The following is a 25,736-nucleotide window of genomic DNA, read 5'->3' as shown; positions in this document are numbered from 1 at the left end:
GGCTCCTTTTAAAACACTTGGCGGCTTAAGGGCGGAAAAACTCAGTACGCGGGTGCGCGTCGACCTGCGCATCCTCGACGTCCGCAGCGGCCGGGGCTGCTGCCTGCGCCGCGTTCGCCAGCGGTTCGACGATGCGGACCTCGATGTGGGAGTGGCCGAGGGTGATCACGTCGCCGTCGGCAAGCATCCAGTTCTCCACTGGCTCCTCATTGACGGTGGTGCCGTTGGTGGACTGCAGGTCAACCAGCACCGCGACCTCGCCGTCCCAGGTGATCTCCGCGTGCTGGCGGGACACGCCCGTGTCCGGCAGGCGGAAGTCCGCGTCGTTCGAGCGGCCCAAAATATTCGAGCCCTCATGCACCAGATAGGTGCGCGACGACCCGTCCTGCAGCAGCAGGCTCACCGTGGGCGTGCCGCCCGTAGGCTGTGCCGCATTTGGCTCATTCATGTGATCCTCCTGATCCTTGTGATCTTTAGGAACCCGGGCGTGGCGGCGCTTCTTCTTCGGCTCCGCCACAATCGCGTCGAAGCCGCTGACCACGTCGGGCTCCTGGTCGATATACGACGACACGCGCAACTGGCCCGTCCGCAACCCGGACTCCTCAGCGATACGCACCACGGGCGGCCCATCCAGGAACCACCCCAGGTTGCGCACGTACCGCATGAGCTGCTCGGCGAGGTCCGCGGGCAGGTCACGGTGCTGCGAAAGGTTTTCCAAGTCCTTCGAGGACACACCCACCGCAAACACGTTTGGCGAGACGTACTCGTCCATGTCAGTGACCACCACGGAGTCTTGCGCCTCCTGCTTCACCAACTCTTCAATCTCCGCCGGCACAACCTTGCCGCCGAACAGCGCCGCCATGGAATTGTCCAGGCCACGCTGCATCGACGAGTCCAGCTTTGCCAGCCGATCCATCACGCCCATGCTGCCCGCACCTCCTTCCCAGCTGCTCATCTGCTTCTCACTGATGTCCTATAAACACGCAAGTATAAATGGGCCAGGCCCGCGCGCCTAGTTCAAAACGCGAAAATGCGGTATGACGTGGCGATTTGGTAGTTGTTCGGAGTGTGGTGTTATATTAATCAAGTCGCCCGCCCGGGTGGCGGAATTGGCAGACGCGCTGGCTTCAGGTGCCAGTGATCGCAAGATCGTGGGGGTTCAAGTCCCCCCCCGGGCACAAACCGGAAGGCCTCGCGAGAGCGGGGCCTTTTCGCTTGTCGACGTCTGCGTGGCGGGTGCGTGGGCTTAAACGACAAAATGTGTGTCTGGCTCGGCGTGTCGTGGGGGTTAGATTTGGCCTTCTTGGATGCCGATTGAGTGGGTGTAGTTGGTGTCGATAGCGTTGTCGTAGAGGGCTGGTCGTCCGGTTTGGTGGTCGGCTTGGTTCTCGTTGTGGGTCAGGGTTGTTACTTTGGCGAGTTGGTCCTGGCCCCAGTTGGATTGCTTGGCGATTCGTATTGGGTCGTCAGGCAGTTCTGTTTTTAAGTAGAGCCATCAATCCAGCATTCGGCGTTGTCGTTCCCCCCGATCTGCCGCGGTGTGTCCTGGCGAGCAGTTTGAGTTGGGCGTTGATGCCGCCTTCAAGACTGTTTGTGGTGGATTTGATCCGGTCAGGTTCAAGGATTGTTTCTGGGGGCTTGAGGTAGACAAACAGCAGGTCGCTTCGCCAGAGGTGGTTGAGACTGTTGTAGGCCTTGCGCACGTTGTGGTGTGTCCACACACGGGTCAACGTACCTGTTTTGGGGTCTTTGACCGTGGTTTTCTCGTTCATCCAGGCGTGGTAGATGGTGGAGAATTCATGTAGTTGCGCGCCCCATGTGGCAGCTTCATCCAGGGTGGTGATCCGGGTCAGTTTCAGCGCAAGCTGGTAAATGGTCCGCCCGGCATCTGTGCGTGGGCGTGAGGTGGTGTAGCGGCACCCCACCCAGGGCCGCAGCGATACGAAACGGCGGGTCGTAGATCGAGGGATAGGTCACCGCGTTGTCGAGTTTGAAGTCCTGGGCGATGGTCTGGTTGTAGTCACGGACGTTGATGCCCAGCACCGTGCCACCGAGGGGGTCGAGAGTCTCCTGGACAAGCTGCAGGTCATCGACTTCCGCCCGACACGGTGCACATCACTGGCCCCAAGTGTTGAGGACGACGACCTCGCCTTCAAAATCAGACAGGCTGATCTCCTCACTTTCCCCCATCAGCGACCGGCCGGAGAAGTCCGGCAGCGGGGCACGTTCCTCCTCTGCGTAGATAATCTCGGTTTGGCCTCCTGGTGAGTGGAACTGGAAGGTGCCCCCGACGGCGACGGCGTTTCGGGTGCCGTCGCCTGAGGAACAGGCCATCAGGGGCACGACGGTGAGCACTGCGGCAACCGCGATGGCGGCTCTGCGGGGATGTGCTCGGCATGGATTAGATCTCCTTATTCCGGGGCGGTGGGGAAGCAGACGGTGTTCTGGTTGTCCCGGAAGACCACAACACTGAGGAAGGTCCTCGTGCTGCCCGGTGGGTGATCTGCAGCAACTCTGCCCACCTCGGCACTCAACCCTGCTGTGGGGGTTACTCGTAGCGAAGCGAGCTGAGCATCCCGGTTTCCATGTGATAGGCGTTATGGCAGTGAAATGCCCACTCACCGGGGTTGTCAGCGATCAGGTCGGCGATCATGGTTTCACCGTGGCGGAGAAGGACGGTGTCCTTGCGTAGCCCGCCGCTGCCGGGCAGCGCCCACGTGTGGCCGTGGATGTGCATGGGATGGGGCATCATGGTCCTGTTGCGCATGACCATCCGCAGGCGCTGGCCCTCCTGCACGGTCGCGGAGGAGGATTGGCCGTCGGTGAGAATGCTCCATTCATACGGCATCATCTGCCCGCCCAGGTCGATGCTGACTTCTCGGTCTGGTGTGCCCTCGGGCAGGAGTGCACGGTCTGCTGGCTTCAGGGAGGACAGAAGCAGTCCGGTGGACGACAACTCGGGGAAGTCGACATCGGGGCGGGGGGCCTCGCCGCCGGCGGTGCGGATGACGGCGAAGGCGCGGTCGTCCTTACCCACCGCCAAAGCCGTGAGCGGGAAGATGCCGTCGCCGAGGATGACCTCGACGTCGACACGTTCGCCCATCGACAGGTAGATCGATTCGGTCTCCCAGGGCTGGACAGGGAAGCCGTCGGTGTGGGTGACGGTCATGCGGTGACCACCGAGGGCCACCTTGAAGATGGTGTCACCGCCGGAGTTGATAAACCGCAGGCGGGCCTTATCGCCCGGGCGAGCCTCGAAGGTCCGGTGAGCACGGGGGATACGTCCGTTGATGAGGTAGTGCGGATACATCACATCGCCGACATCCCCGCCCAGTACCCGGTCCGGGGTGCCGTGCATCATCTGGCCGTGACCTCCCATTCCCATCGTCTCGTTATGGTCGCCCGAACCCATTCCGGTGAGCTTGTCGAGCTCATCGTCGGGAGTGCCCTGAATGCCATCGACCCAGTCGTCGAGCACGATGGTCCACTCGACGTCCTGGTCCTCAGCGTCTTGCGGGTCACGGATGATCAGTGGGGCGTGGAGGCCGCGATCAAGCTGCAGGCCGGTGTGGGAATGGTAGAAGTAGGTGCCACCGTGGGGGACTTCAAAAACATAGGAGAAAGACTCGCCAGGTTCAATGGGGTCCTGGGTCATGCCGGGCACACCGTCGGCTGCGTTGTGGAGTGCGATGCCATGCCAGTGGATGGAGGTGCTCTCAGGCAGTTCATTGGTGATATCGACCTGGAGGACGTCGCCGACGGTGGCCTCAATGGCCGCATCCCCGGTGTCAGAGACGTATCCCCACGTCTTGGCTTCGATGCCGCCGATATCCAGGGAGAGGGGCCGGGCGGTCAGTGTCCGGCGCACCGTCGGCTCACCGAGCGCAGTGGGGGTGGGAGTGGGGCGGAGGGAGGGACCTGGTGCCGAGGCAGCGGGTCCAGGGTCGCTGGTGCAGGCGGCCACGGCCCCGGTGCCGGCGAGGACGAGCCCGCCGAGCAGAAACTGTCGTCGGGAAAAAGCGTTCGTCATGATTTAACCGTCCTTGGTGCAAGATTTCAGTGACATGGGAGACAGGCGCAGGTGAGGACCCTGCTGAGCCATCACGTCAGGCGCAGGTTTGTGACACAGGTGGCACCGTCGTCGGTGGTGGAAAACTCCGTGGTGCCGGTACGCCCCTGGTAGCTGACCTCAATCAGGCCGGTGACATCATCGGGAAGCCAAAAGCCAATAAACCCGTTGTCGAAGGTAGTTGTCGCCTCGTCCACCAGCACCTCACCGGTCGCCTCATCGGTGATCGTGACCTGGATATCCTCATTGTTGAGTTCCCCCAGGCAGGTCGTGAGGCTGTGGTAGAAGCAGTCGTGGGTGGAGGTGAGATAGGGTGCGATCGAGACATACGTCTGATTGTCGGGAAGATCGACCACGACTTCCTGGTCACCGCTCGAGAGCAGCAGTTCATCGGCACGCACTGAGGCGATCAGATCCGTGGGACGCTCAGTGACCTTCTGCCGGTCAAGGTGATCAATGATCTCCACCGCGTCCATGTCGGCCAGGCCATGGGTAGTCAGGAAAGTATCCTGGGACACCGTCCCGTCGGCCGTGGGTTCCGGGTCGGCGGCCGAACACCCCGTGAGGGCGAGGGCAAGGGCGGCGACTGCGATCGCTGCTCGTTTCACGTCAATCTCCTTGGATCGTGGTAACACTGTGAGAAGACACCGCCTCAAGGTCGGTGCCATACCTTTATCTAGCACGGGTGCCTGACGGACTAGAAGTCAAAAACCCTGCTCACAGCCTTATAACAGGGCGAAAAGGGCGTGAATTTGGTGGGCTGGGTCACCACCGGGACACCACCCCACAGCCGTGGGCGATGCCCTTGTACCCGCCCCGGGTATGCGGTGCAGGCAGTGAAATCCCTGGTGGCGCCTGCTGAACCGACCAGGGGAGGCGATGCCACCGGCCCGGGGTGGGGCACAGGGGTGACGGCGGTCGAAGGGTGATGTTTGAAGATTTGATGAAGATTTCCCCGCCGGGCACTGAGCGAGGGTGGTATTCCCCCCGGCCGGAGCGATACTGGAGTCTATGGCTGACCACACACCGACCACCGCCACGCCCCCGGGGCGGGTGCTGGTCGTCGATGATGAACAACCCCTGGCTCAGATGGTGGCCTCCTACCTCATCCGGGCAGGCTTCGATACCCGCCAGGCGCACACCGGCACCCAGGCCGTGGACGAGGCCCGTCGCTTTTCCCCAGATGTTGTGGTGCTGGATCTGGGGCTGCCCGAACTCGACGGCCTGGAGGTATGCCGACGGATCCGCACCTTCTCGGACTGCTACATCCTCATGCTCACCGCGCGTGGCAGCGAGGACGACAAGATCAGCGGTTTGACCCTGGGGGCGGATGACTACATCACCAAACCTTTTAGCATCCGGGAACTGGTGACCCGAGTGCATGCGGTGCTGCGCCGCCCGCGCACCAGCACCACCCCACCGCAGGTGACCACCCCCTTGATCGTTGGTGACCTCATCCTTGACCCCGTCGCCCATCAGGTGCGGGTGGGGGAGACGACCGTGGAGCTCACCCGCACGGAGTTCGAGCTGCTGGTTGCCCTGGCCCTGCGCCCCGGCCAGGCGCTGACCCGCCACGACTTGGTCACCGAGGTCTGGGACACCACCTGGGTCGGTGATGAACGCATCGTCGATGTCCACATCGGCAACTTGCGTCGCAAGCTCGGCACCGACACCCGAGGCCGGGGGTTTATCGACACCGTGCGTGGCGTGGGCTACCGGGTGGGGCAGCCATGAATCACGGACCCGGCCTGACCTTCCGCTTCCTGGCCGCCCAGGTGTTGGTCGTGGTGATTAGCCTGCTGGTGGCCGCGGCCGTGGCCACGACGGTGGGCCCGACCCTGTTCCATGATCATATGTTGATGGCCGGCCGGGAGGACCCCTCGCTAGAGCTGTTCCATGCCGAGCAGGCCTACCGGGACGCCAACCTGATCACCCTGACCGTCGCCCTGCCCACTGCCTTGGTCAGCGCCCTACTGGCCAGCCTGTGGTTATCGCGTCGCCTGCGCACCCCCCTGCAGGATCTCACCCGCGCCGCTACCAGCCTGGCGGCCGGCAACTACCGTATCCGCGTGCCCGCCGGAGAAGCAGGCCCCGAGGTCACCACCCTGGCGTATGCCTTCAACACCATGGCTGACCGGCTGGAACACACCGAACAGGTCCGCCGCCAGATGCTCTCTGATCTGGCCCACGAAATGGGCACCCCCTTATCGGTGCTCACGGCCTACCTCGATGGTCTCCAGGATGGGGTCGTGGACTGGAATAATGCCAACCACACGATCATGGCTGACCAACTCACCCGCCTGACCCGGTTGATGGAAGACATTGACGATGTCTCCCGGGCCCAGGAACACCGGATCGATTTGGACCTGGCAGAGGAAGGGCTCGGGGATCTGCTCCATACCGCCGCTGCTGCCGCGGGGGAAGCTTATGCTGACAAAGGCGTCGATTTACAGGTCGAGACCATTACGGACACCGCCCGGGTGCTCGTGGACCGGCAACGCTTCGGCCAGGTGATGAGCAATCTCCTGTCGAACGCGCTACGGCACACCCCGGCCGGCGGGCAGGTCCGGATCAGCGTCCACCGACAGGGGGCGTCCACCGCGCTCATCCACGTCGCCGATGACGGCGAGGGCATCCCACCTGGCCAGCTCAGACACATCTTCGAACGCTTCTACCGGGGCGATGCCGCCCGCAGCCGGGACAACGGCGGGTCCGGTATCGGTCTGACCATCTCCAAGGCATTGATCGAGGCCCACGGCGGCACTCTCACCGCCACCTCCCCCGGACCCGGTCGCGGAGCGGTGTTTGCCCTCCGCCTCCCGCTGTCCCCTCCCGACAGTGAGGAGGCTGCTCGGTGACCACACTCTGCCCCGCGTGAGGGCCGTGCCCTCCACCCCTTGAAAATATACCCCGGGGGGGTATACGTTAGGGTGTGGAATTGCCGCACCCCACCGAACCGAAGGAGCTTTCCCATGATCACCTCCCCGCCCCGCCTCTTGCCGATGGCCTCCCACGGCTGCAGCTGTTGCGGACCTGCCTCACGTGCCGACACCGCCTCCGTCCCTGCCGCCAGCGACTCGTCAGCAGGAGGGTCCTCCCCTAGCTACCAGGTCACCGGCCTGACCTGCGGGCATTGCGTGAAAAGCGTGACCCAGGCCCTTCAGGCCCTCCCCCAGGTCGACGACGTCCAGATTGATCTCGCTGCTGGTGGTGTTTCCACCGTCACGGTCACCGGTGTCGTACCTCCGGAGATGGTTCGCCGGGCCATCGCGGAGGCCGGCTACACCGTTTTATCCTGATCAGTTTTACCCATCATCTCGACCCCGACCGGGTTGAGCGGAAAGGAACGTCATGAGCACTTCCCACCATTCCGGCGATCACCATGGTGATCACCCCGCTCCGGAAACAGACCACGCCTACCACCCGGATCATGCCAGCCACGAACACCACGCAGATGCCGACACCCACGGCCAGGCGATGCCCCACGATCACTCGCATTCCGCTCTGGACGAAGACCACCACGTTCATGGTCACGGCGAACACGCCGGACACAGCACCGCAATGTTTCGGGACCGCTTCTGGTGGTCGCTGATTCTGTCCATTCCCGTCGTTATTTTCAGCCCCATGGTCGCCCACCTGCTCGGCTACCACCTCCCGGCATTCCCCGGATCCACCTGGATCCCGCCGGTGCTGGGCACGATCATCTTCGTCTGCGGCGGAACGCCTTTCCTCAAGGGCGGATGGAAAGAACTGAAATCCCGCCAACCCGGGATGATGCTTCTGATCGCCATGGCCATCACCGTGGCGTTTGTCGCCTCCTGGGTCACCACTCTGGGGCTGGGCGGTTTTGACCTGGACTTCTGGTGGGAGCTGGCCCTGCTGGTGACCATCATGCTGCTGGGCCACTGGCTGGAGATGCGCGCTCTCGGGGCTGCGTCCTCCGCGCTTGACGCGCTGGCTGCCCTGCTGCCGGATGAGGCCGAGAAAGTCATCGATGGGACCACCCGCACCGTGGCCATCTCCGAGCTGGTCGTCGACGACGTCGTGCTGGTGAGGGCCGGTGCCCGGGTGCCGGCCGACGGAACCATCATCGACGGAGCCGCCGAATTCGATGAGGCGATGATCACCGGCGAATCCCGTCCCGTCTTCCGCGACACGGGTGACAAGGTGGTCGCCGGTACCGTGGCCACCGACAACACCGTCCGCATCCGGGTGGAGGCTACCGGCGGGGACACCGCCCTGGCCGGGATCCAACGCATGGTTGCCGACGCCCAGGAGTCCTCCTCCCGGGCCCAGGCCCTGGCGGATCGGGCGGCAGCGTTGTTGTTCTGGTTCGCGCTGATCTCCGCTCTGATCACCGCGGTGGTGTGGACCATCATCGGCAGCCCGGACGATGCCGTGGTGCGCACGGTCACGGTGCTGGTCATCGCCTGTCCGCACGCCCTGGGCCTGGCGATTCCGCTGGTCATTGCGATCTCCAGCGAGCGGGCCGCGAAATCCGGGGTGCTCATCAAGGACCGGATGGCGCTCGAGCGGATGCGCACCATCGACGTGGTGCTCTTCGACAAAACCGGCACCCTGACCGAGGGTGCGCACGCGGTCACCGGTGTCGCAGCAACTGTTGGCGTCACCGAGGGTGAGCTGCTGGCCCTGGCCGCCGCCGCGGAGGCCGACAGCGAACACCCCGTGGCCCGCGCCATCGTGGCGGCCGCGGCCGCCCATCCCGAGGCCTCCCGTCGGCAAATGCGTGCAACTGGTTTCAGCGCCGCCTCCGGCCGGGGGGTCCGGGCCACTGTCGATGGCGCTGAGATCCTCGTAGGCGGGCCGAACATGCTGCGCGAGTACAATCTCACCACCCCGGCCGAGCTCACCGACACCACCAGCGCCTGGACCGGGCGTGGGGCCGGTGTGCTCCATATTGTCCGCGACGGTCAGATCATCGGTGCGGTGGCCGTCGAGGACAAGATCCGCCCCGAATCCCGCGCCGCCGTGAAAGCCCTGCAGGACCGCGGGGTGAAGGTCGCGATGATCACCGGTGACGCGCAGCAGGTGGCCCAGGCGGTTGGCCAGGACCTGGGGATCGATGAGGTCTTCGCCGAGGTCCTGCCCCAGGACAAAGACACCAAGGTCATGCAGCTGCAGGACCGGGGTTTGAGTGTGGCCATGGTCGGTGACGGTGTCAATGACGCCCCCGCTCTGACCCGCGCGGAGGTCGGTATCGCCATCGGTGCCGGCACGGATGTGGCCATGGAATCTGCCGGGGTGGTCCTAGCCAGTGATGACCCGCGGGCAGTGCTGTCGATGATTGAGCTGTCCCAGGCCAGCTACCGCAAGATGATCCAGAATCTCATCTGGGCCTCTGGCTACAACATCCTCGCCGTGCCGCTGGCCGCCGGAGTGCTCGCCTCGATCGGGTTCGTGCTGTCCCCGGCCGTGGGCGCGATCTTGATGTCTGCCTCAACCATCGTGGTGGCCCTGAATGCCCAGCTGTTGCGCCGGATTGATCTGGACCCGGCCCACCTGGCTCCTACCAGTCCGAAGGAGTAACACACCACGCCTACTCCGAAATCCACCGCCGTCCACTGATCCACCACTTCTCTCCACTGCCCCCATATGACCCTGAAAGGCTCCACCATGAAGCGCACCCTTGTTCTTTCCGCTCTCGCCGTGGCCTCCACCCTGGTGCTGGCCGCCTGCGGTGAGGCCACCGAGTCAGGCAATACCGACGCCACCACCTCGGCCACCAGCACTGCGAAGACTACCGCTGAGACGACCGAGACCACCACGGCGACGACTGAGGAGGACGGGGAGATCTCCGCCGATCACAACGACGCGGACATCATGTTTGCCCAGATGATGATCCCCCATCACCAGCAGGCCGTGGAGATGAGTGAGATGCTCCTGGCCAAGGAGGGTATCCCCGCCCAGGTCGTGGAGTTTGCCCAGGGGGTTATTGACGCCCAGGGACCGGAGATTGACCGGATGAACGCCATGCTCGAGGCCTGGGGCCAGCAGCCGGTCACCGACTCTGGGGGCATGGGGACCATGGACGAGATAGGTGGAATGGATCACGGCGAGATGGGTGGCATGAGCGGGATGATGAGCCAGGAGGACATGACAGCCCTTGAGGAAGCCCAGGGCACCGAGGCTGCCCGCCTCTACCTGGAGCAGATGACCGCCCACCACGAAGGTGCGGTCGACATGGCCCGTGACGAGGTTGCTGACGGCCAGAATCCCCATGCGATCACCCTGGCCGAACAAATTATCAACGACCAGGAGGCCGAGATCGCCCAGATGCAGCAGATGCTCACTGACCTATGACAGGTCCCCGTCTTTTTCTGATCCTGAGGACAGGAATCTGAAAAAGAGGGATAACCGTGACGATTGTCACCTGCTGCGAGCGATGGGTCGCCGTCACCGCGAAGAAACGTTTGCCAGTAAGTCGGCGCGCAAGGCGAACGCGCGACTTGTCAAGGCGCTCGGCCCCGCCCTCGTGTATGAGCGGAAATGGCTTCCTTAACCCTGAAAAAGCTCTGGAGCCTACGCGGCTCCAGGCGACAACGCTCCGGTATCCGGCTCGTCGTACTTTTGGTTTAATCTTTTTGACGTACTCGGTCAAGACTTTGCGCGGTTTAACCTGCGCTACCTTGGATCCTGGCAAAGCCCGATTAACGCTGTTTGATCTGTACTCATTGCGGGGGTTGAATGCAGAATTAACGTCCTGCTGCTTCCGTCACACCCCCGGCATCTCCCACGCAGTCACTGCTTGCATCTGCCTGTTGGCTACCGCATCCGGGACGTGCTTGAGCACCCAGTTGCGTGCGGTTGCGACGTGCTTTCCGCCGGTGTGCAATGCGCGTCCGATCAGCCGCGACTGGCGCGCAATCTGTTGGCTGCGGCGGTGCCGGTGCGTGTCGTAGGCAGAAAAATCCGTCCTTCCTGCGCGCAGCAGACGCGCGAGCACCGCGGCGTCTTCCAGACCTTGGCACGCGCCCTGCCCAAGGTTCGGCGTCATGGCGTGCGCCGCATCCCCGATCAGTACGACCTTGGTGTTGTGGTAGTTCGGGAGCGGTTTCGCGAGCTCGTGGATGGGTAGGTACTGGATCGACGTCTTTGGGGTTGCGCGCAGTAGCGCGGGGATCGGGTCGTGCCACTGCTCGAAAGTCGCGTGTAGTTGGTGGACCGCTTGGGTTCCGGGCTGGGCTTCTGGGCCGGAGGTGACGGCGAACCAGTAGGTGTGGCCGTCGTGAAGCGGGACGGCCCCGAAGCGAGCGCGCGTGCCCCAGGTTTCGAACCCGGCGTCAAGCGACACTCCCTCGGCGATCGCGCGCCACGCGTTGTAGCCGGCGTAGGTCATGCCGGGGTCGGCGAAGCAGCTGGCCCGCACCGCGCTGCGGATCCCGTCTGCGCCCACCACAACGTCGAAGCACTCTTCGCGGCCGTCGGCGAAGGTGACCGCGCCGGTGCTGGCGTCGACGCCCACAGCCGCAGCGGAGGTGTGGACGCGCGAGCTTGGGATGCCTGCGAGCAGCAGCGAGTGGAGCGTTGTGCGGTCGAGCGCGAGCGAGGGGCGTGCGATCTCCGGTGTGATGCGCGTGAGCCAATCGCCGCGCGGACTGCGGATTCCGCCATTCAGTGGCTGCTGCAGCGCGCGGAAATCTGCGCCTATACCTAAGGCGTCGAGGGCGGCAAGACCGTTCGGCGCAAGCGTGATGCCGGCACCGCCGCTGCGGATCTGTGCGTGCTCCTCGTAAATCTGCACGTCCATGCCGCTGCGGTGCAGCGCCGCCCCCAGCGCGAGGCCGGAGATGCCGGCGCCGATGATGCCTATTTCCATGTGGCCGAGTCTAGTTGCGTTGGAGCGGAGTCCGCGGCCGCGGACTTTTCACGCGGGAAGCAGTTTGCATGGATGCTGGTTGCGGATGCTAAGCACAGATTCTGGATACAAAAATGTGCGCCTTTTGTGAATACAAAATATTTAGGTCTACTGCGAGGCTGATTGGGGGACGTAAGCCTGTCGTGCCCGACGTGTTCGTCAAATGTGCCGCAGTAGGCTCGGGCAAGGTGATTGGATTGTACGTTCACGCCGACTTCTAGGCTGTTTACGCTCTACAGTGGGGTTGCATCGATAGCGCATCCAAATACCTGAAGTGGTGGATCTTCGTGTCTGAGACCGGGAAACACCGACACAACGAACACTTTCCTGCTCTGTTTCCGGACCGGGTCGGGAATCTTGAGTCAAACGCACTCGCTTCGCCGCTCACCCCCGGAATAAGTGGGCTTCAATATGTGTCATGCGAAGGGTAGACCTCTTGAATACTCTGATCCCTGCCTTGAAAAGCTTGGAGTTTTGCTAGGAATCCCTTGCTGAGGTTTCGATGGGATCGAGAGGACAAGGAAATGAGCACATCGGGAAATGAGCGCCGGGGCTTGCGTCGGAAGCTGATTGCCGCACTGAGCACTGTGACGCTTGCGGTATCGGGCGCGGTAGTCGCGCCTCATGCGGGTGCCTACGTTGAGAAGGAAGATTCCTTCCTCAGCCCCAACCCTGACAACAACGATAATGAGCTGCAGCCGAAGGTGTCGGTGAACGTTACTCCGACTGATAAAGAGGTGCAGCCTGGAGACACGGTGGAGCTTGAGTTCACCGGCTCCTTCGAAGCACCTTTCCCGCCTAGCGGCAGCGTGCCGGCTCCGGGTGAGTCGGACGTCAAAGGGGCGACAATCTCCCTGAAGTTTTCTGACCAGCTTGAAGGGGATCCGCAGATTGACCCGTCGGCGTTTGTCTGGAAGAGCGGCGAGAAACGGAACGCTGAGGTGAAGCCTGCAGGCGGAGGCTACATCGTAGATTTCGGTTACATAAGCGCGAATGACTCCTTCACGTATAAGGTGCCGGTCAAGGTTGCCGAGGACATTGAGCCGGGGACAGAGTTCTCTCCCGCGACGATTGAGGCTACGGCGCGAATCGCGCCCCAGAACCAATTCCCAGGTCGGAATGATGCCCACTTTACCCAGGACCCAAATGATCGCTGCACGCTCATTTCGAAGTCTTCTTACGTGTCTGATAACGGCAACTATGGCGGGTGGCTAAGCGATCTCTGGCTCGGGACCCGCTCCCCGAATGCGGAGCTAGGTGAGGCCGAGCTGAGGTTTTTCGTGGACGGTCAGGACATCACTGCCCAGGTGATGGAGCACGCCCAGCTTCACACTCCGACCTCGCCCGAGCACAAAGATGTGCCGCTGATTATTGCTGCACGCGACGCGGACCTACCGGGCCGCGACTGGCGTCAGGTGTACGACTGGGGCTTCAGACCAAATAACGCGGCACCCAAGGATTCGAAGGGCGAGATTTTTCTACCGCGCGGCACCATTGTTGAGGTCACTCAGCCGGTGACGGATACCTCTCCAGAGTGTGCGGCCGGCGTCGACCCGGTTGTGACTCACGATGTGTATGTTGGCCAAGTAGTCACTGACCAGGTGGCCTTGGAGCACACAAGCAACACGCTTCGCGTGGTAAAGCCGGACGAGAAGCCGACCCCTCAGCCGGAAACGCCAACGGCAACCACAACCAAGACCTCGACCGAAACCACCACGACTACCGCGACTGCGACGACCACAGCAGCGACGACGACGGTGACCCCGACGAAGACCGCACCCACGGTCACGACGACGCTGACAAAGACGGCTCCTGCGGTGACGACCACGCCGACACACACGGCTACCCCGGTCACTACCACCTCCACGTCGACCGAAACGGAATCCAAGACCACGACGACCACCGCTACTTCCACCGAGACGGCGACCGAAACTACCACCGCAACCGTCACGGACATTGCGGGCTGCGACTGCGAGCCGACCACGGTGACGGAGACGACCACGGTGAAGGCACCGAAGCGCGGCACCATCGGTGACCGCGTGTGGCTGGATGAGAATGGTGACGGCAAGCAGGATCCGGATGAGAAGACCAGCATCCCTGGTGTCACGGTGATCATCACGGACAAGGATGGCAACGAGGTCACCCGCACTGTCTCGGACGAGGACGGCAGCTGGAAGGTTGACGTTGAACCGGGCGAGTACATGGTGACGTATGCACCGGGCGGTCATGTCGTGAGTGACAAGAAGCTGATCGAACGCACGGTGAAGATCAAGCCGGGCGAGGAAAACCTCGATATTGATCTCGGTGTGTTGCCGAGCGGTTCCATCGGTGACCGCGTGTGGAATGACGAGAACGGTGACGGCGTCCAGGACGAGGACGAGAAGGGTGTGCCCAACGTCATCGTCGAAGTGTCCCGTGAAGGTGAGCCGAACCGCACGACGTACACGGATGAGCAGGGCAATTGGCGTATCGATGGCCTTGATCCGGAGACGGAGTACGAGGTTCGCTTCATCAAACCTGAGGGCTGGAAGGTCACCGGGAAGGTGCCGGGTGCGACCGACGAGGAGGGCCTGGTTGCAAAGGCAACCCTGAAGCCCAAGGAGTACAACGACACCTATGACCTGGGCCTGAAGGCCGTGAAACCGGATTGCGACTGCGAGCCGGAGACTCCCGGCACGATCGGCGACCGTGTGTGGCTGGATGAAAATGGTGACGGCAAGCAGGATCCGGATGAGAAGGTCGGCATCCCTGGCGTCACGGTGATCATCACGGACAAGGATGGCAACGAGGTCACCCGCACCGTGACGGACGAGGACGGCAACTGGAAGGTTGACGTCACTCCGGGCGAGTACACGGTGGAGTACCTGCCAGGCGATTACACCCCGTCCGACCTGGGTCAGGTCAAGCGCACGGTCACGGTCAAGGAAGGCGACAAGCTCCTCGACGTCGACCTGGGTGTGCTCCCGAAGGGCGCCGTTGGCGATCGCGTCTGGAACGACAAGAACGGCGACGGCGTCCAAGACGAGGACGAGAAGGGTCTTTCCGACGTCACCGTGCAGGTCATTCGCGACGGCGAGCCGACCCGCACCACCACGACTGACCAGGACGGCAACTGGTTCATCGAGGGGCTCGACCCGAACAAGGAGTACGAGGTCCGCTTCATCAAGCCGGAAGGTTGGGAAGTCACCGGCAAGGTGCCGGGTGCGACCGACGAGGAAGGTTTGCTTTCCAAGGTCATTCTGAAGCCTGGTGAGCGTAACGACTCCTACGACCTTGGTCTGCACAAGACCAAGAAGATCGTGGAGGAGGAGCCGACGGTGCCGGCCACCCCGACTCCGGGCGTGTCCTCCGCGCCGGGCGGTGCGTTTGAGCGTTGTGTGGCCAACGCGGTCGCCTCGCCGATCCTCTACCTGGTGCCGGTGGCGCTGCTCGCAGCGGTCGGTGGCCAGGTGGGCGCGCCGTACATGGACGTGATCAACCAGCAGGTTGCGCAGATCAACGCTGAGATCCAGGCGCAGTTCAGCCGCAACACCCCGGACTGGGGCACTGGCAACCGTGGCAACGACAATGACCAGTTCGGCGAGCTGCGCGCGCAGATCGACGCTGCGAACCGCCAGCTGCAGCAGCTCGCAGCCGACCCGAACGTTCGACAGGTCGGCACCATCGCCGCCGCGATCCTGGGCGTAGCTGCCCTGGGCGGCGTGCTCTACGACTGGTGCTCGAACGAGAAGGGTGAAGCCTTTACTTCGCTGAAGGGCTCGTCTTCTGGCAAGCAGGACTAAACCCTTCCTCCCCAACCGGCCCGGTGCGCAATGCACCGGGCCGGTTTTGCGTGAAACCGGTGCTTGCCCGGACCCGCCGCCTCGCCTAAGCTCACTTAAAGTCATGATGACTATAAGTAAGGAGAGCGCATGTTCGGCTTGCAAAGGCTCAACGTGGCCGAGCGCCAGAGGCTCGGACCGATGGTGGCGGTGTCCACAGTCGCGTTTGCGCTGCACAACCCAACTGGAACGCCCACCACACTCAACGCAGACAGCGGGCTGTGGATCCCGCTGGTGCGCCGCGTGCGCGCCCCGTTCCGCGGGGCGTGGGCGCTGCCCGGCGGGCCGACGCAGTGGAACCAGACGTTGGGCGAAACGGCGCGCGAGACGCTCGTTGCGGCCAGTGGTGCCACGCCGAACTACCTGGAGCAGCTCTACGCCTTCGGGTCGGTGGAGCGCTCCGCGGAGGCGCAACGCATGGTCACCATCGCGTACTGGGCGCAGTTTCGGCCCCAGGATTTCGCTGGCACCGAGCTTCCCGACGACCCCAACATCGCCTGGTGGAACACGCGCGAGCTGCCGGAGCTGGCCTTCGACCACGCGGAGATCATCCGCACCGGGATCGCGCGCCTGCAGAAACGCGCGGAGCAAACCCTGATCGCCCACCGCTTCCTCGACGAGTCCTTCACCCTCACGCAGCTGCGCCGGGTGCACGAGGCGATCGGGGGGAAGGGTCTGGATCCGGCGAATTTTCGTCGGCAAGCATTGGCGAGCGGGGAGCTCGAGGCCACCGGCACCACAGAAGCCGGTACCAAGCACCGGCCGGCGAAGTACTACAGATTCATGAGCGAGAAAGAGTAAGAACCATGCCTTCAGTTGCCGATTTGATTACGCGCAAGGCGGCCCAGGAAGCCACCTGCGACACGGAGCTGCCCGCCGAGCCGTGGCAGACCGCCCAGAACGCCTCCTACGGGCCGGGTGCCTCGCGCGGCGACACTTTCGCGCCACTGCCCACCCCGCAGGCACCGCTGCCGGCGCGGTACACACAGGCGGGCCCGGAGGAACTCGACGCGATGATCACCGCGGCGAAGGACAAGCTGGGTGACCGGGTGAAGATTCTGGGGCACTTTTATCAGCGCGATGAGATCGTGAAGTTCGCGGACTTCATCGGGGACTCTTTCAACCTCGCCCAGCAGGCGAAGGCGCACCCGGAGGCTGAGGCCTTCGTCTTCTGCGGGGTGCACTTCATGGCGGAGACCGCCGACATCCTCTCCGGCGCGGACCAGGCCGTGGTGCTGCCGAACCTCAACGCGGGGTGCTCGATGGCGGATATGGCCAACCTCGCGCAGGTCGAGGCGTGCTTCGAGCAGCTGCACGAGGCGCTGCCCGGCGAGGCGATCGTGCCGGTGACCTACATGAACTCGGCCGCTGACATCAAGGCGTTCTGCGGCCGCAACGACGGCGTGGTGTGCACCTCCTCGAACGCGGCGACGGTGCTCAAGGAGGCGTTCGAGCGCGCCGAGCGCGTCGTCTTCCTGCCGGACCAGCACCTAGGCCGCAACACCGCGCGCGCGATGGGCATCACGGATACGCAGATGTGCATGTGGAACCCGAACGAGCCGCTCGGCGGCAACACCGCAGAGCAGCTCGCGCAGGCGAAGGTGATTTTGTGGAACGGTTTCTGCTCCGTCCACCGCCGCTTCACAGTCGAGCAGATCGAAAAGGCGCGCGCGGAGTACCCGGGGGTGCACGTCGTGGTGCACCCCGAGTGCCCCGCGCCGGTTGTCGACGCCGCCGATTCCTCCGGTTCCACCGAAGTCATCCGCCGCGTGGTGGAGAACTCCGCCCCCGGCGACGTGATCGCCATCGGCACCGAGATCAACATGGTCAACCGCCTCGCACAGCAGTACTCGGACCGCACGATTTTCTGCCTCGACCCGGTGGTGTGCCCGTGCTCGACGATGTACCGCATCCACCCGGCCTACCTGGCGTGGGCGCTCGAGTCGCTGCTCGCCGGCCGGGTGGAAAACCGCATTGTGGTGCCGGAGGACACGGCGGCCGACGCACGCGTGGCGCTCGAGCGGATGCTGGCGGCGAAGCCATGCTGACCCCGGAGCTCATCAACGCCGCCGTCCACGCCGCCCTCGCCGAGGATATGCCGTGGGGTGATGCGACCGTCGAGGCCGCGATTGCTCCCGACGCCCGCCTGCGCACCGCGCTCGTCGCCCGCGAGCCGGGCGTCTTCGCCGGGGGAGAGGTGGTCCGCGCGGCGTTCACGGCCACGGACCCGCAGATCACGGTCACCGAGCTTTCGCCGGACGGCACGCATTTCGACGCCGGCCAGCGCCTCGCGCTCATCGAGGGCCCGGCCCGCGGCATCTTGAGCGCGGAGCGCGTCGCGCTGAACTTCGCGCAGCGGATGTCGGGCATCGCCACGCTCACCGCCCGCTACGTCGCCGCAGTCGCGGGCACGGGCACCCGCATCGTGGATACGCGTAAGACCACCCCTGGCCTGCGCGCCTTTGAGAAGCACGCGGTGCGCGCCGGCGGCGGCCACAACCACCGCTTCAGCCTCTCGGATGCGGTGATGGTCAAGGACAATCACCTCGCCGCGCTCGGTGCCACGAGCCCGCGCGGCATCACCGAGGCGCTGCGCACGATCCGCGCTCGCGTCAGCCACACCACGCACATCGAGGTCGAGGTCGATTCGCTCGCGCAGATCGAGCCGGTGCTCGCCGCGGGCGTCGACAGCATCATGCTGGATAATTTCTCGCCCGCCGAGCTGCGCGAGGCAGTGTCGCTTATCGACGCCCACGTGCCCACCGAAGCCAGCGGCAACGTCAACCTCGACACCGTCGCCGAGCTCGCCGCCTGCGGGGTGGACGTGATCTCGGTGGGCAAGCTGACCCACAGCGCCCGCGCGCTCGACCTGGGCCTCGACAGCGTCGATGAGGTCGCAGACGAGTGAGCGCCTACCTCGACGCCGCCGCCACCGCCCCGCTTGCGCCCGAGGCCCGCGCCGCGATGCTGCAGGTCTACGACACTGCTTGCGCCAACCCGTCGAGCGTGCACTCCGCCGGCGAGCGCGCCGCGAAAGTCCTCGAGTCGGCCCGCGCCACGATCGCTCACGCTTTCGGCGTGCACCCGGCCGGTGTGGTGTTCACCTCCGGCGGCACCGAGGCCAACAACCTCGGCATCATCGGCCGCGCGCTGGCCGCCCCGCGCGGCCGCCACATCATCACCTCAGCGATCGAGCACTCCTCGGTCCTTCAAAGCTGCGCCGCGCTCGAAAGGCTGCACGGCTTTGAGGTGGACTACGTGCCCGTCGACAAGCATGGCCGGATCGCACAGGCCGACCTGGACCGGCTCCTGCGCCCGGACACCACGCTCGTCGCGCTTGGCCTGGCCAATAGCGAGGTCGGCACGGTCGCCGATGTGCCAGAAGTCCCCGCGCAGGTGGCGCTGCACCTCGACGCTGTGCAAGCGGCCGCGAACCTACCTGTCGACCTTGCCGCGGGCGGCTGGCCGGGCCCGCGCGCGACCACGGTGGCGCTGGCCTCGCACAAGTTCGGCGGCCCGGCCGGTGTCGGCGCGCTGCTGCTGCCGCGCGACGTGCCGCTCGAACCCGTCATCTTTGGTGGCGGCCAGGAGGGAGGGCGCCGCGCCGGGACCCAGAACGTGGCGGGCATCGCCGGGTTCGCCGCGGCGGTGCAGGCGCAGCGAGAGCGCGCCGGGCAGCGCGCGCTGGAGGTGATGGCGTCGCGGGATGCGTTGATCGTGGGCGTCGAAAAGCATGTGCCCGGCGCACGCCTGACGGGGCACCGCACTGAGCGGCTGCCCAACCACGCGTCCTTCGTCGTCGATGGCATCAGCGGCGAGGCACTGCTCGTCGCGCTCGACGTCGCGGGCTTCGCCGCAAGCTCCGGCTCGGCCTGCCGGGCGGGCGCTGCTGAACCCTCGCCCGTGCTCACCGCGCTCGGCTACTCGCCCGAACTCGCCCAGTCCGCGCTGCGCTTCAGCCTGCCCGCGCCACTTCCGCAAGACACGATCGACGCGATCGTGCGGGTAATGTCTAAACAATGACTACCTACCCGCGACCTCTGCACGCGGGCGACACCATCCGCGTGGTCGCCCCCTCCCGCTCCCTGACCTATGTGGAGCAGGGCGAGGCCGGGTTATACGTCAAGAACCTTGCTAATCGACGCCTCGCTGACCTGGGCATCAGCGTCACCTTCGGCGCAAACGTGCGCGAGTCGGACATGTTCTGGTCCTCGTCGGCCGAGTCGCGAGCCGCCGACCTGCACGATGCGTTCGCAGACCCGGAGGTGGCCGGCGTCATGAGTGTGATCGGCGGGTTTACCAGCAACGAGGTGTTGCCGCACTTGGACTTTGATTTGATCGCGGAGCATCCGAAGTTTCTGTGCGGCAACTCGGACATTTCGGCGATCGCCAACGCGATTTACGCGCGCACCGGCATGGCCACCTACATCGGACCGCACTGGTCCACCCTCGGCATGCGGGATCACTCCGAGCTCACGCGTGATTGTTTTGCCACCGCCGCGTTCGGGCTGGGTCCGATCGAGTGGCAGCCGGGCACCTGGTTTACCGACGACGATTGGTTCATCAACCAGGACGCCCGCGTCCGCGAGCCCGACGACGGCTGGTGGAGCATCCAGGAGGGCGAGGCGCACGGCGTTGCGCTCGGCGCGAACCTGGGCACGCTTGGGCTGCTCTCCGGCACGGAGTTCATGCCCTCGCTTGAGCGCGCCATCTTATTCGCCGAGGTCACCGGCAAGTACAGCGTGATGGATTTCCGCCGCGAGCTCGTCTCGCTGCTGCAGCTTCCCGACGGCGAAGGCATCGAAGGCGTGGTCATCGGCCGCTTCCAGACCGCGAGCCGGGTGGACCGCGCGATGCTGGAGGAGACGATCGCGTCGATCCCGGAGCTCGAGGGCAAGCCGGTGGTGGCCAACGCCAGCTTCGGACACACCAATCCGCTGCTCACCTTCCCGGTTGGCGGCGCGGTCGAGCTGGCGGTGGGCGAGGCTTCCGCGCGGATCTGTTTCCCCCGGGTTGAAGGGTAAGCGAGCAGTGCAACGCTGGGCCTTCTTCGCAGTGATTTCCACCGGCCTGCTCATGATCGGGCTGGACAACTCGATTTTGTACACCGCCATGCCGGCGCTGAGCGCGCAGCTGCACACGACGCCTGCGCAAGCTCTGTGGATCATTAACGCCTACCCGCTCGTTCTTTCCGGCCTGCTGCTCGGTACCGGCACGCTTGGCGACAAGCTCGGGCACCGCCTCATGTGGCTTGTCGGCCTCGTCATCTTCGGCGTCGCCTCGCTTGCCGCCGCGTTCGCACCGAGCGCGTGGGCGCTCGTGGCCGCACGCGGCCTGCTCGGCTTCGGCGCCGCGGTGATGATGCCCGCGACGCTCGCTCTGATCCGCCTGACCTTTCCCGACGAGCGCGAGCGCAACACCGCGATCGGCATCTGGGCGTCCGCCGCCGTCGTTGGCGCGGCGCTTGGCCCCCTGGTTGGCGGCGCGCTGTTGGGCCGCTTCTGGTGGGGTTCCGTCTTCCTCATCAATGTGCCGGTCGTGGTGCTGGCGTTGTGCGCCACGCTGGCGCTTGCCCCGGAGAACATGCCGAACCCGGCGAAGCGCTGGGACGTCATCTCCTCCGCCTACGCCCTATTCGCGCTGTCCGGGCTAACCATGACGATCAAGAGCGTGGCGAACCCGGACCGCTCGGTGCCGCTGACGGTCGGCGCGGTCGTCGCCGCCGTCGTCGCTGGCTGGTTGTTCGTTCGCCGCCAGTACCGGCTCGACGACCCGCTGCTCACCTTCGACATCTTCCGCTCCCGATTGTTTGCCGGCGGCGTTATCGCCGCGGCGGGCGGCATGTTCGTGCTCGCGGGCGTGGAGCTGATGACGGTGCAGAAGTTGCAGCTGGTCAGCGGGTTCTCGCCGCTGCACGCGGGCGCGGTCATCACCGTGATGGCGGTCGCGGCGTTCCCGGCTTCCATCCTCGGCGGAGCGAACCTCCACCGCGTCGGCTTCCTGCCGCTGATCGGCGGCGGCTTTCTCGGCGCCACCGTGGGCACCGCGCTGCTCGTCGCCGGCGACTCCGCCGAAGGCCTCGCCCTGGAGCTCCTCGCGCTGGTCGTCCTCGGTCTTTCCGCTGGTTCGGTGATGAGCGTCAGCTCGATCGCGATTATCGGCACCGCGCCTGCGCACCGTTCCGGCATGGCCGCGGGCGTGGAGGAGGTCTCCTACGAGTTCGGCACCCTGCTTACCGTCGCCGTCACCGGTTCGCTGTTGCCGCTGTGGTTCGAGCGCGGTTTCCCGCAGGGCATGGAAGCGCTTTACGACGCCGCGCCGAACCCCGCCGCCGTCGCCGCCTACACCGACGCCTACCACTCGGTGCTGTGCCTCCTCGCGGCTGCGGCGTTGGTATTTTCCGCCGCGACGTCGTGGTGTTTCCGCGACAATCCTAAATAAGTCCAACTTTAGTCGGAGAAATGCTAGGTTGAGGGCATGCCGAGAAACTTCAGCCCGCACACCTGGCACAGGCGCGTCTCGCGACCGGTGACCGTCTGGATGGGCATCTTCATCCTCATCGGGCTGACGCACGTCCTGTTCACCGAGCCCGGCTGGCTGCTCATCCACGTCTTCACGCTCGGGATCCTCACCAACTCGATCGTGGTGTGGTCGCAAAACCTCACCGAGCGCTTCCTGCAGCAGCGGCTTCCCGACGACGCCCGGCCCGCCCAGCTGCACCGCACCTGGGCCCTCAACGTGGGTATCGTGCTCGTGCTCGTCGGCCAGGTGCTCACCGTTTACCAGGTGACCTGGGCGGGTGCCGCCATCGTCGTGGGCGTGCTGGCCTGGCACGCGTGGCTGCTTTACGCGCAGGTGCGGCGCGCCGGCCGCGGCAAGCGGCATCGGGCGGTCGCGCTTGGCTACGTCGCCAGCGCGGCCTGCCTGCCCGTCGGCGGCGTGTTCGGAGCCGCCCTGTCCTACGGGCTGCCCGGCGACTGGCAGGAGCGCGTGCGGCTGGCGCACCTGATTGTCAACGTCGGCGGTTTCGTCGGCTTCGCCGCGCTCGCGTCGCTGACCGTGCTCTTTCCCGCGATGTGGCGCGTCAACGGGATGCACGACCGGGCGGCCACCTCGCTGGGGCTCGCCGCCGTCGGTGTGCTCGTCGCGAGCAGCGGTGCGCTTGCCGACGAGCACCTGCTCACCAGCGCCGGCCTCATCGTCTACCTCGCCGCGTGGCTGTGGACCTTCCACGGCTTCGTGGTCAACGTCCTCGACGTGCTACGCGACCCCCGCGACCGCGTGACCTACCCAGGCTTAAGCGCATTCGCGGCGCAGCTGTGGTTGATCGCCGCGCTGCTGTGGTACACCGTCCGCCTCGCCGTCTCGGGTGAGCTACCGGAACTGCCGACGCTCGCGCTTGTCCTCGGGTTCGCCGCCCAGCTCCTCATCGGCACGATGAGCTACCTGCTGCCCACGACGATGGGCGGCGGGCCCCGCGCGGTGCGCGCCGGGCTGGCCGAACTCGCCCGCGCATCGCTGTTTCGCGTGGTCCTGTTCAACGGCGCGCTTGCGTGCTGGATTTTCACCGACAACTCGTGGTTGCGCGTGGCGATGAGCGCGTGCTGCTTCGGCGTCCTCGTCGCCTTCCTGCCGCTCATGGTGCGGGCGGTGCGCGCGCAGAAGGCCGTACTCATGGCTAAACAGTATTAGACGCAAAAACTTGCCCGCCGGTTCCGTGATCCGGGCAAAGTGGGAGACTTCTCACAAACCGTCATTTGTGCTGGTCAATCGGCTAGTGTGGCTGGCATGAACGCCCTTGCCACTCTTGCCCAGTTCGACCGGAGCGGTTTCGAATTCGTCGCCGCTGCGGCGGGCAAGTCTGCCCGCGAGCTCGCAGCCGAGGGCATCCAGTACGACCGCGCGAAGCAGTTGGCCGCGGCGGCGCGCACCCTGTGTGCAAACACCTCGCACTCGCGCTACCAGCAGCGCGCGCACGACGGGGCGCGCGAAAATGGGCACCGGATCGAAACGCTGGCCTACATCGCGCGCACGGCGAATTCGATCAAAGATGCGACGAAGCGCTGGCACTACATCGACACGCTGTGCAACACGGCCGGGGACCTGTCGTGGATTCGGAAGCGGGCGGCGGCGCTGAAAGCGGAGCTGCAGCCGCCTGCCCCGCGCACCGCGGCCGCGCGCGTCAAGCACCACGGCGATGGCTTAGCCACGCTGCGCGTTACCGGCCCAGCCCTCGACGTCCAAGCAGCCTACGACGCGGCAAAACACGACGTCGCCGGCTGGCTCGACCGGGATTGCCCGAAAGCTGACTACCTGGTCAAGCTGAGCGTGAACCTGGACCTGGGCGACTACGAAAAGATCGTTGCCGGCGCCGGCAGCGACGTGACGGTCCGCTTCGCCAACGGGGTCGTCATGTCCGGCGAAGAGTTCGTGCGCATGAAGTTTTCGCAGTTCGGCCACATCATCCTGATCGGCGCGATGGACGGCCCCGTCAACGCCTACGACATGCGCCTGGCCACGGAAAAGCACCGCGAGATGATGCTCGCCCATGCCGCCACGTGCACGTGGAAGGACTGCGACGTGCCGGCTTCGCGCTGCGACGCCCACCACATGACCGAGCACCGCCATGGCGGCGAAACGGTGGTGAGCAATCTCGGCTGGCTGTGCCGCTACCACAACTACCAGGCGGGGCGCGCCACCCGTGGGCACACCGAGCGCCGCGGCGGGCAGATCGTCTACGTTTCGCCCTCAGGACAGGTCACGCCCACCGGCACCGACCACGTCGCCCGGGCTAGTTCGCGTGAACCACGAACTGGCCGCGCTGGCCCTTCTCCGCCTCCGTCATGAGGTGGTTGACAAAGGTGTAGGTGCCCGGCTCGTCGAAGGTGAGCTCGACAAACCCGCCCTGTGCGGCGAGCAGGTCGAGGGCTTGGGAGCCGGTGTCGTGGGCGTCGTGAAGCGAATAGGTGCCCTCTTTGTAGACGGTGTCGAAGATTTCGCCGACGACGTGGAAGCTCAACGCGGTGTCGGGGCCTGCGTTGAGGAGCCACACGCGGACAGTGTCGCCGACGCGCGCCTCGATGGGCCGCTCGACGTATTGCGCGGGGTGGTCGTTGAAGGCGGTCGCGGGCTCGGCACCGTAGATTTCGCGCGCGACGAGGAGGTATTCGCCGTCGACGGGCGAAAGCTCGGGCGGGTCGATGACCACGGCGCCGACCATGCCCATGCCGATGTGCTGGCTCATGGGCATCGTGGCGCAGTGGTACATCCAAATACCGGAGCGCCGCGCGGTGAACTCGTAGGTGAGTTTCTCGCCCGGCTGGATGTCGCGCATCGGCTCGTCGGGGCTGATTTCGCCGGCGTGGAAGTCGATGGAGTGAGTCATGTGCCCGCGGTTTTCGATGGTGATGCGGAAGCGATCGCCCACGCGCCCGCGCAGCGTCGGCCCGGGCGCTTGCCCGTCGAAAGTCCAGGTCTCTCCGTCGTCTTCGATCGCCCAGGTGTGCTCGTGCAGCTCGCCGCTGGCTTCCGGCAGCGTCGCGTCGCGCCCTTCGCTTCTCGACGCCTCCTCGCCCCCACTCGTGACCACATCAAAAGTCATGCCCATCGCCTTGTGTCCGGCGATCGTGCACCAGCCCTGCGTGTCCGTATCGAAGGTGCCGAAGTCGTGGGTGACGGTTTCGCCGGGGTCGATGCGGCCGGTGTGGCCGTCGCCGAGTGCGAGGTCGTGCTGCTGGGTATCCGAGTTCGTGATCTTGAGCGCGACGTGGGTGCCGGGTGCGACGTGGATGGTGTCGGGGACAAAAGCCATGCCCTGGATGTCGATCTCGAAGACGGTGGCGTCTTCGCTGATCGGGGCCTGCGTGGTGTCAGTGGGGCTGAACGCGAGCGTGAGTCCTACGACGAGGGTGACGAAGAGAGCGATGAGCCCCCAGGCAAGCTTTTCCACGAAAAGAATCGTACTAAAGTT

General features: G+C 65.0%; 20 protein-coding genes, 1 tRNA gene and 1 pseudogene. 15 read left to right on the top strand and 7 right to left on the bottom strand.

All coding sequences use genetic code 11. The annotated features are described in order from the left end of the window. Window positions 1-25 precede the first annotated feature (25 nt). Complete coding sequence (locus tag M3G14_RS02360) at window positions 26-925, bottom strand: DUF3662 and FHA domain-containing protein (protein WP_259924674.1); 900 nt, start codon at window positions 923-925, stop codon at window positions 26-28. Window positions 926-1,094: 169 nt separating this feature from the next. Between M3G14_RS02360 and M3G14_RS02355 the strand changes: the two genes are divergently transcribed. Continuing rightward, a tRNA-Leu gene (locus M3G14_RS02355) sits at window positions 1,095-1,178 on the top strand. A 110-nt stretch (window positions 1,179-1,288) separates the two neighbouring features. On the opposite strand, the pseudogene M3G14_RS02350 reads toward M3G14_RS02355, so the two are convergent. From M3G14_RS02350 to M3G14_RS02335, 4 genes and pseudogenes are all read right to left on the bottom strand, one after another. Then, window positions 1,289-1,916, bottom strand: a pseudogene (locus M3G14_RS02350) (IS256 family transposase); the annotation flags it as partial. Between the two features lie 199 nt (window positions 1,917-2,115). Further along, on the bottom strand, window positions 2,116-2,334 hold the full coding sequence (locus M3G14_RS11675; RefSeq protein WP_396122175.1) for a hypothetical protein: 219 nt from the start codon (window positions 2,332-2,334) through the stop codon (window positions 2,116-2,118). 214 nt (window positions 2,335-2,548) lie between these two features. After that, window positions 2,549-4,030 carry a multicopper oxidase family protein gene (locus M3G14_RS02340; RefSeq protein ID WP_259924397.1) on the bottom strand — a complete coding sequence of 494 codons (1,482 nt, stop codon included), beginning with the start codon at window positions 4,028-4,030 and terminating at the stop codon, window positions 2,549-2,551. A gap of 71 nt (window positions 4,031-4,101) precedes the next feature. Beyond that, on the bottom strand, window positions 4,102-4,677 hold the full coding sequence (locus tag M3G14_RS02335; protein WP_259924396.1) for a CueP family metal-binding protein: 576 nt from the start codon (window positions 4,675-4,677) through the stop codon (window positions 4,102-4,104). A 403-nt stretch (window positions 4,678-5,080) separates the two neighbouring features. Between M3G14_RS02335 and M3G14_RS02330 the strand changes: the two genes are divergently transcribed. From M3G14_RS02330 to M3G14_RS02310, 5 genes are all read left to right on the top strand, one after another. Further along, the gene (locus tag M3G14_RS02330) at window positions 5,081-5,803 is read left to right on the top strand and encodes a response regulator transcription factor (protein WP_259924395.1); all 723 of its coding nucleotides are present in this window, start codon (window positions 5,081-5,083) and stop codon (window positions 5,801-5,803) included. Further along, window positions 5,800-6,927 (top strand): cell wall metabolism sensor histidine kinase WalK, encoded by a 1,128-nt coding sequence (locus M3G14_RS02325; protein ID WP_259924394.1) that lies wholly within the window; start codon window positions 5,800-5,802, stop codon window positions 6,925-6,927. Before M3G14_RS02330 ends, M3G14_RS02325 begins: the two co-directional genes overlap by 4 nt. Before the next feature lie 114 nt (window positions 6,928-7,041). After that, on the top strand, window positions 7,042-7,368 hold the full coding sequence (locus tag M3G14_RS02320; protein WP_259924393.1) for a heavy-metal-associated domain-containing protein: 327 nt from the start codon (window positions 7,042-7,044) through the stop codon (window positions 7,366-7,368). 52 nt (window positions 7,369-7,420) lie between these two features. Next, window positions 7,421-9,616, top strand: coding sequence for a copper-translocating P-type ATPase (locus M3G14_RS02315; protein WP_259924392.1), 2,196 nt, complete (start codon window positions 7,421-7,423; stop codon window positions 9,614-9,616). 87 nt (window positions 9,617-9,703) lie between these two features. Next, window positions 9,704-10,390 carry a DUF305 domain-containing protein gene (locus M3G14_RS02310; protein WP_259924391.1) on the top strand — a complete coding sequence of 229 codons (687 nt, stop codon included), beginning with the start codon at window positions 9,704-9,706 and terminating at the stop codon, window positions 10,388-10,390. Window positions 10,391-10,802: 412 nt separating this feature from the next. On the opposite strand, the gene M3G14_RS02305 is transcribed toward M3G14_RS02310, so the two are convergent. Beyond that, complete coding sequence (locus M3G14_RS02305; protein WP_259924390.1) at window positions 10,803-11,906, bottom strand: FAD-dependent monooxygenase; 1,104 nt, start codon at window positions 11,904-11,906, stop codon at window positions 10,803-10,805. 563 nt (window positions 11,907-12,469) lie between these two features. On the opposite strand from M3G14_RS02305, the gene M3G14_RS02300 reads away from it, so the two are divergent. The 9 genes from M3G14_RS02300 (at window position 12,470) to M3G14_RS02260 (ending at window position 24,613) form a co-directional block, all read left to right on the top strand. Then, a complete protein-coding gene (locus tag M3G14_RS02300; protein WP_259924389.1) occupies window positions 12,470-15,727 on the top strand; it encodes an SdrD B-like domain-containing protein in 3,258 nt (1,085 codons plus the stop codon). A gap of 129 nt (window positions 15,728-15,856) precedes the next feature. Next, window positions 15,857-16,567, top strand: coding sequence for an NrtR DNA-binding winged helix domain-containing protein (locus M3G14_RS02295; protein ID WP_259924388.1), 711 nt, complete (start codon window positions 15,857-15,859; stop codon window positions 16,565-16,567). A gap of 5 nt (window positions 16,568-16,572) precedes the next feature. Further along, window positions 16,573-17,814 carry a quinolinate synthase NadA gene (gene nadA, locus M3G14_RS02290; RefSeq protein ID WP_259924387.1) on the top strand — a complete coding sequence of 414 codons (1,242 nt, stop codon included), beginning with the start codon at window positions 16,573-16,575 and terminating at the stop codon, window positions 17,812-17,814. Next, on the top strand, window positions 17,808-18,674 hold the full coding sequence (gene nadC / locus M3G14_RS02285) for a carboxylating nicotinate-nucleotide diphosphorylase (RefSeq protein ID WP_259924386.1): 867 nt from the start codon (window positions 17,808-17,810) through the stop codon (window positions 18,672-18,674). The genes nadA and nadC overlap by 7 nt, the downstream gene beginning before the upstream one ends. Further along, window positions 18,671-19,789 carry a cysteine desulfurase family protein gene (locus tag M3G14_RS02280; RefSeq protein WP_259924385.1) on the top strand — a complete coding sequence of 373 codons (1,119 nt, stop codon included), beginning with the start codon at window positions 18,671-18,673 and terminating at the stop codon, window positions 19,787-19,789. The genes nadC and M3G14_RS02280 overlap by 4 nt, the downstream gene beginning before the upstream one ends. Beyond that, on the top strand, window positions 19,786-20,790 hold the full coding sequence (locus tag M3G14_RS02275; RefSeq protein ID WP_259924384.1) for a S66 peptidase family protein: 1,005 nt from the start codon (window positions 19,786-19,788) through the stop codon (window positions 20,788-20,790). Before M3G14_RS02280 ends, M3G14_RS02275 begins: the two co-directional genes overlap by 4 nt. 52 nt (window positions 20,791-20,842) lie before the next feature. Next, window positions 20,843-22,207 (top strand): MFS transporter, encoded by a 1,365-nt coding sequence (locus M3G14_RS02270; RefSeq protein ID WP_259924673.1) that lies wholly within the window; start codon window positions 20,843-20,845, stop codon window positions 22,205-22,207. Between the two features lie 36 nt (window positions 22,208-22,243). Continuing rightward, the gene (locus tag M3G14_RS02265; protein WP_259924383.1) at window positions 22,244-23,458 is read left to right on the top strand and encodes a copper oxidase; all 1,215 of its coding nucleotides are present in this window, start codon (window positions 22,244-22,246) and stop codon (window positions 23,456-23,458) included. 96 nt (window positions 23,459-23,554) lie between these two features. Beyond that, a complete protein-coding gene (locus M3G14_RS02260) occupies window positions 23,555-24,613 on the top strand; it encodes an HNH endonuclease signature motif containing protein (protein ID WP_259924382.1) in 1,059 nt (352 codons plus the stop codon). Here M3G14_RS02260 and M3G14_RS02255 read toward each other — a convergent pair. Next, window positions 24,558-25,715, bottom strand: a complete 1,158-nt coding sequence (locus M3G14_RS02255; RefSeq protein ID WP_259924381.1) for a multicopper oxidase domain-containing protein — start codon at window positions 25,713-25,715, stop codon at window positions 24,558-24,560. The two genes, M3G14_RS02260 and M3G14_RS02255, sit on opposite strands and share 56 nt — an antisense overlap. Between the last annotated feature and the right edge of the window lie 21 nt (window positions 25,716-25,736).

This window comes from Corynebacterium sp. p3-SID1056 (assembly GCF_025152525.1).
Lineage (GTDB): Bacteria > Actinomycetota > Actinomycetes > Mycobacteriales > Mycobacteriaceae > Corynebacterium.
This window is presented reverse-complemented; position numbering and strand designations above follow the sequence as displayed.

Coding starts and splice junctions, on each gene's coding strand:
- M3G14_RS02325 (WP_259924394.1), top strand. CDS start 5,800: ATGAATCACGGACCCGGCCTGACCTTCCGCTTCCTGGCCGCCCAGGTG.
- M3G14_RS02300 (WP_259924389.1), top strand. CDS start 12,470: ATGAGCACATCGGGAAATGAGCGCCGGGGCTTGCGTCGGAAGCTGATT.
- M3G14_RS02340 (WP_259924397.1), bottom strand. CDS start 4,030: ATGACGAACGCTTTTTCCCGACGACAGTTTCTGCTCGGCGGGCTCGTC.
- M3G14_RS11675 (WP_396122175.1), bottom strand. CDS start 2,334: ATGGCCTGTTCCTCAGGCGACGGCACCCGAAACGCCGTCGCCGTCGGG.
- M3G14_RS02265 (WP_259924383.1), top strand. CDS start 22,244: ATGCCGAGAAACTTCAGCCCGCACACCTGGCACAGGCGCGTCTCGCGA.
- M3G14_RS02310 (WP_259924391.1), top strand. CDS start 9,704: ATGAAGCGCACCCTTGTTCTTTCCGCTCTCGCCGTGGCCTCCACCCTG.
- M3G14_RS02270 (WP_259924673.1), top strand. CDS start 20,843: ATGATCGGGCTGGACAACTCGATTTTGTACACCGCCATGCCGGCGCTG.
- M3G14_RS02305 (WP_259924390.1), bottom strand. CDS start 11,906: ATGGAAATAGGCATCATCGGCGCCGGCATCTCCGGCCTCGCGCTGGGG.
- nadA (WP_259924387.1), top strand. CDS start 16,573: ATGCCTTCAGTTGCCGATTTGATTACGCGCAAGGCGGCCCAGGAAGCC.
- M3G14_RS02295 (WP_259924388.1), top strand. CDS start 15,857: ATGTTCGGCTTGCAAAGGCTCAACGTGGCCGAGCGCCAGAGGCTCGGA.
- M3G14_RS02360 (WP_259924674.1), bottom strand. CDS start 925: ATGGGCGTGATGGATCGGCTGGCAAAGCTGGACTCGTCGATGCAGCGT.
- nadC (WP_259924386.1), top strand. CDS start 17,808: ATGCTGACCCCGGAGCTCATCAACGCCGCCGTCCACGCCGCCCTCGCC.
- M3G14_RS02275 (WP_259924384.1), top strand. CDS start 19,786: ATGACTACCTACCCGCGACCTCTGCACGCGGGCGACACCATCCGCGTG.
- M3G14_RS02320 (WP_259924393.1), top strand. CDS start 7,042: ATGATCACCTCCCCGCCCCGCCTCTTGCCGATGGCCTCCCACGGCTGC.
- M3G14_RS02315 (WP_259924392.1), top strand. CDS start 7,421: ATGAGCACTTCCCACCATTCCGGCGATCACCATGGTGATCACCCCGCT.
- M3G14_RS02330 (WP_259924395.1), top strand. CDS start 5,081: ATGGCTGACCACACACCGACCACCGCCACGCCCCCGGGGCGGGTGCTG.
- M3G14_RS02260 (WP_259924382.1), top strand. CDS start 23,555: ATGAACGCCCTTGCCACTCTTGCCCAGTTCGACCGGAGCGGTTTCGAA.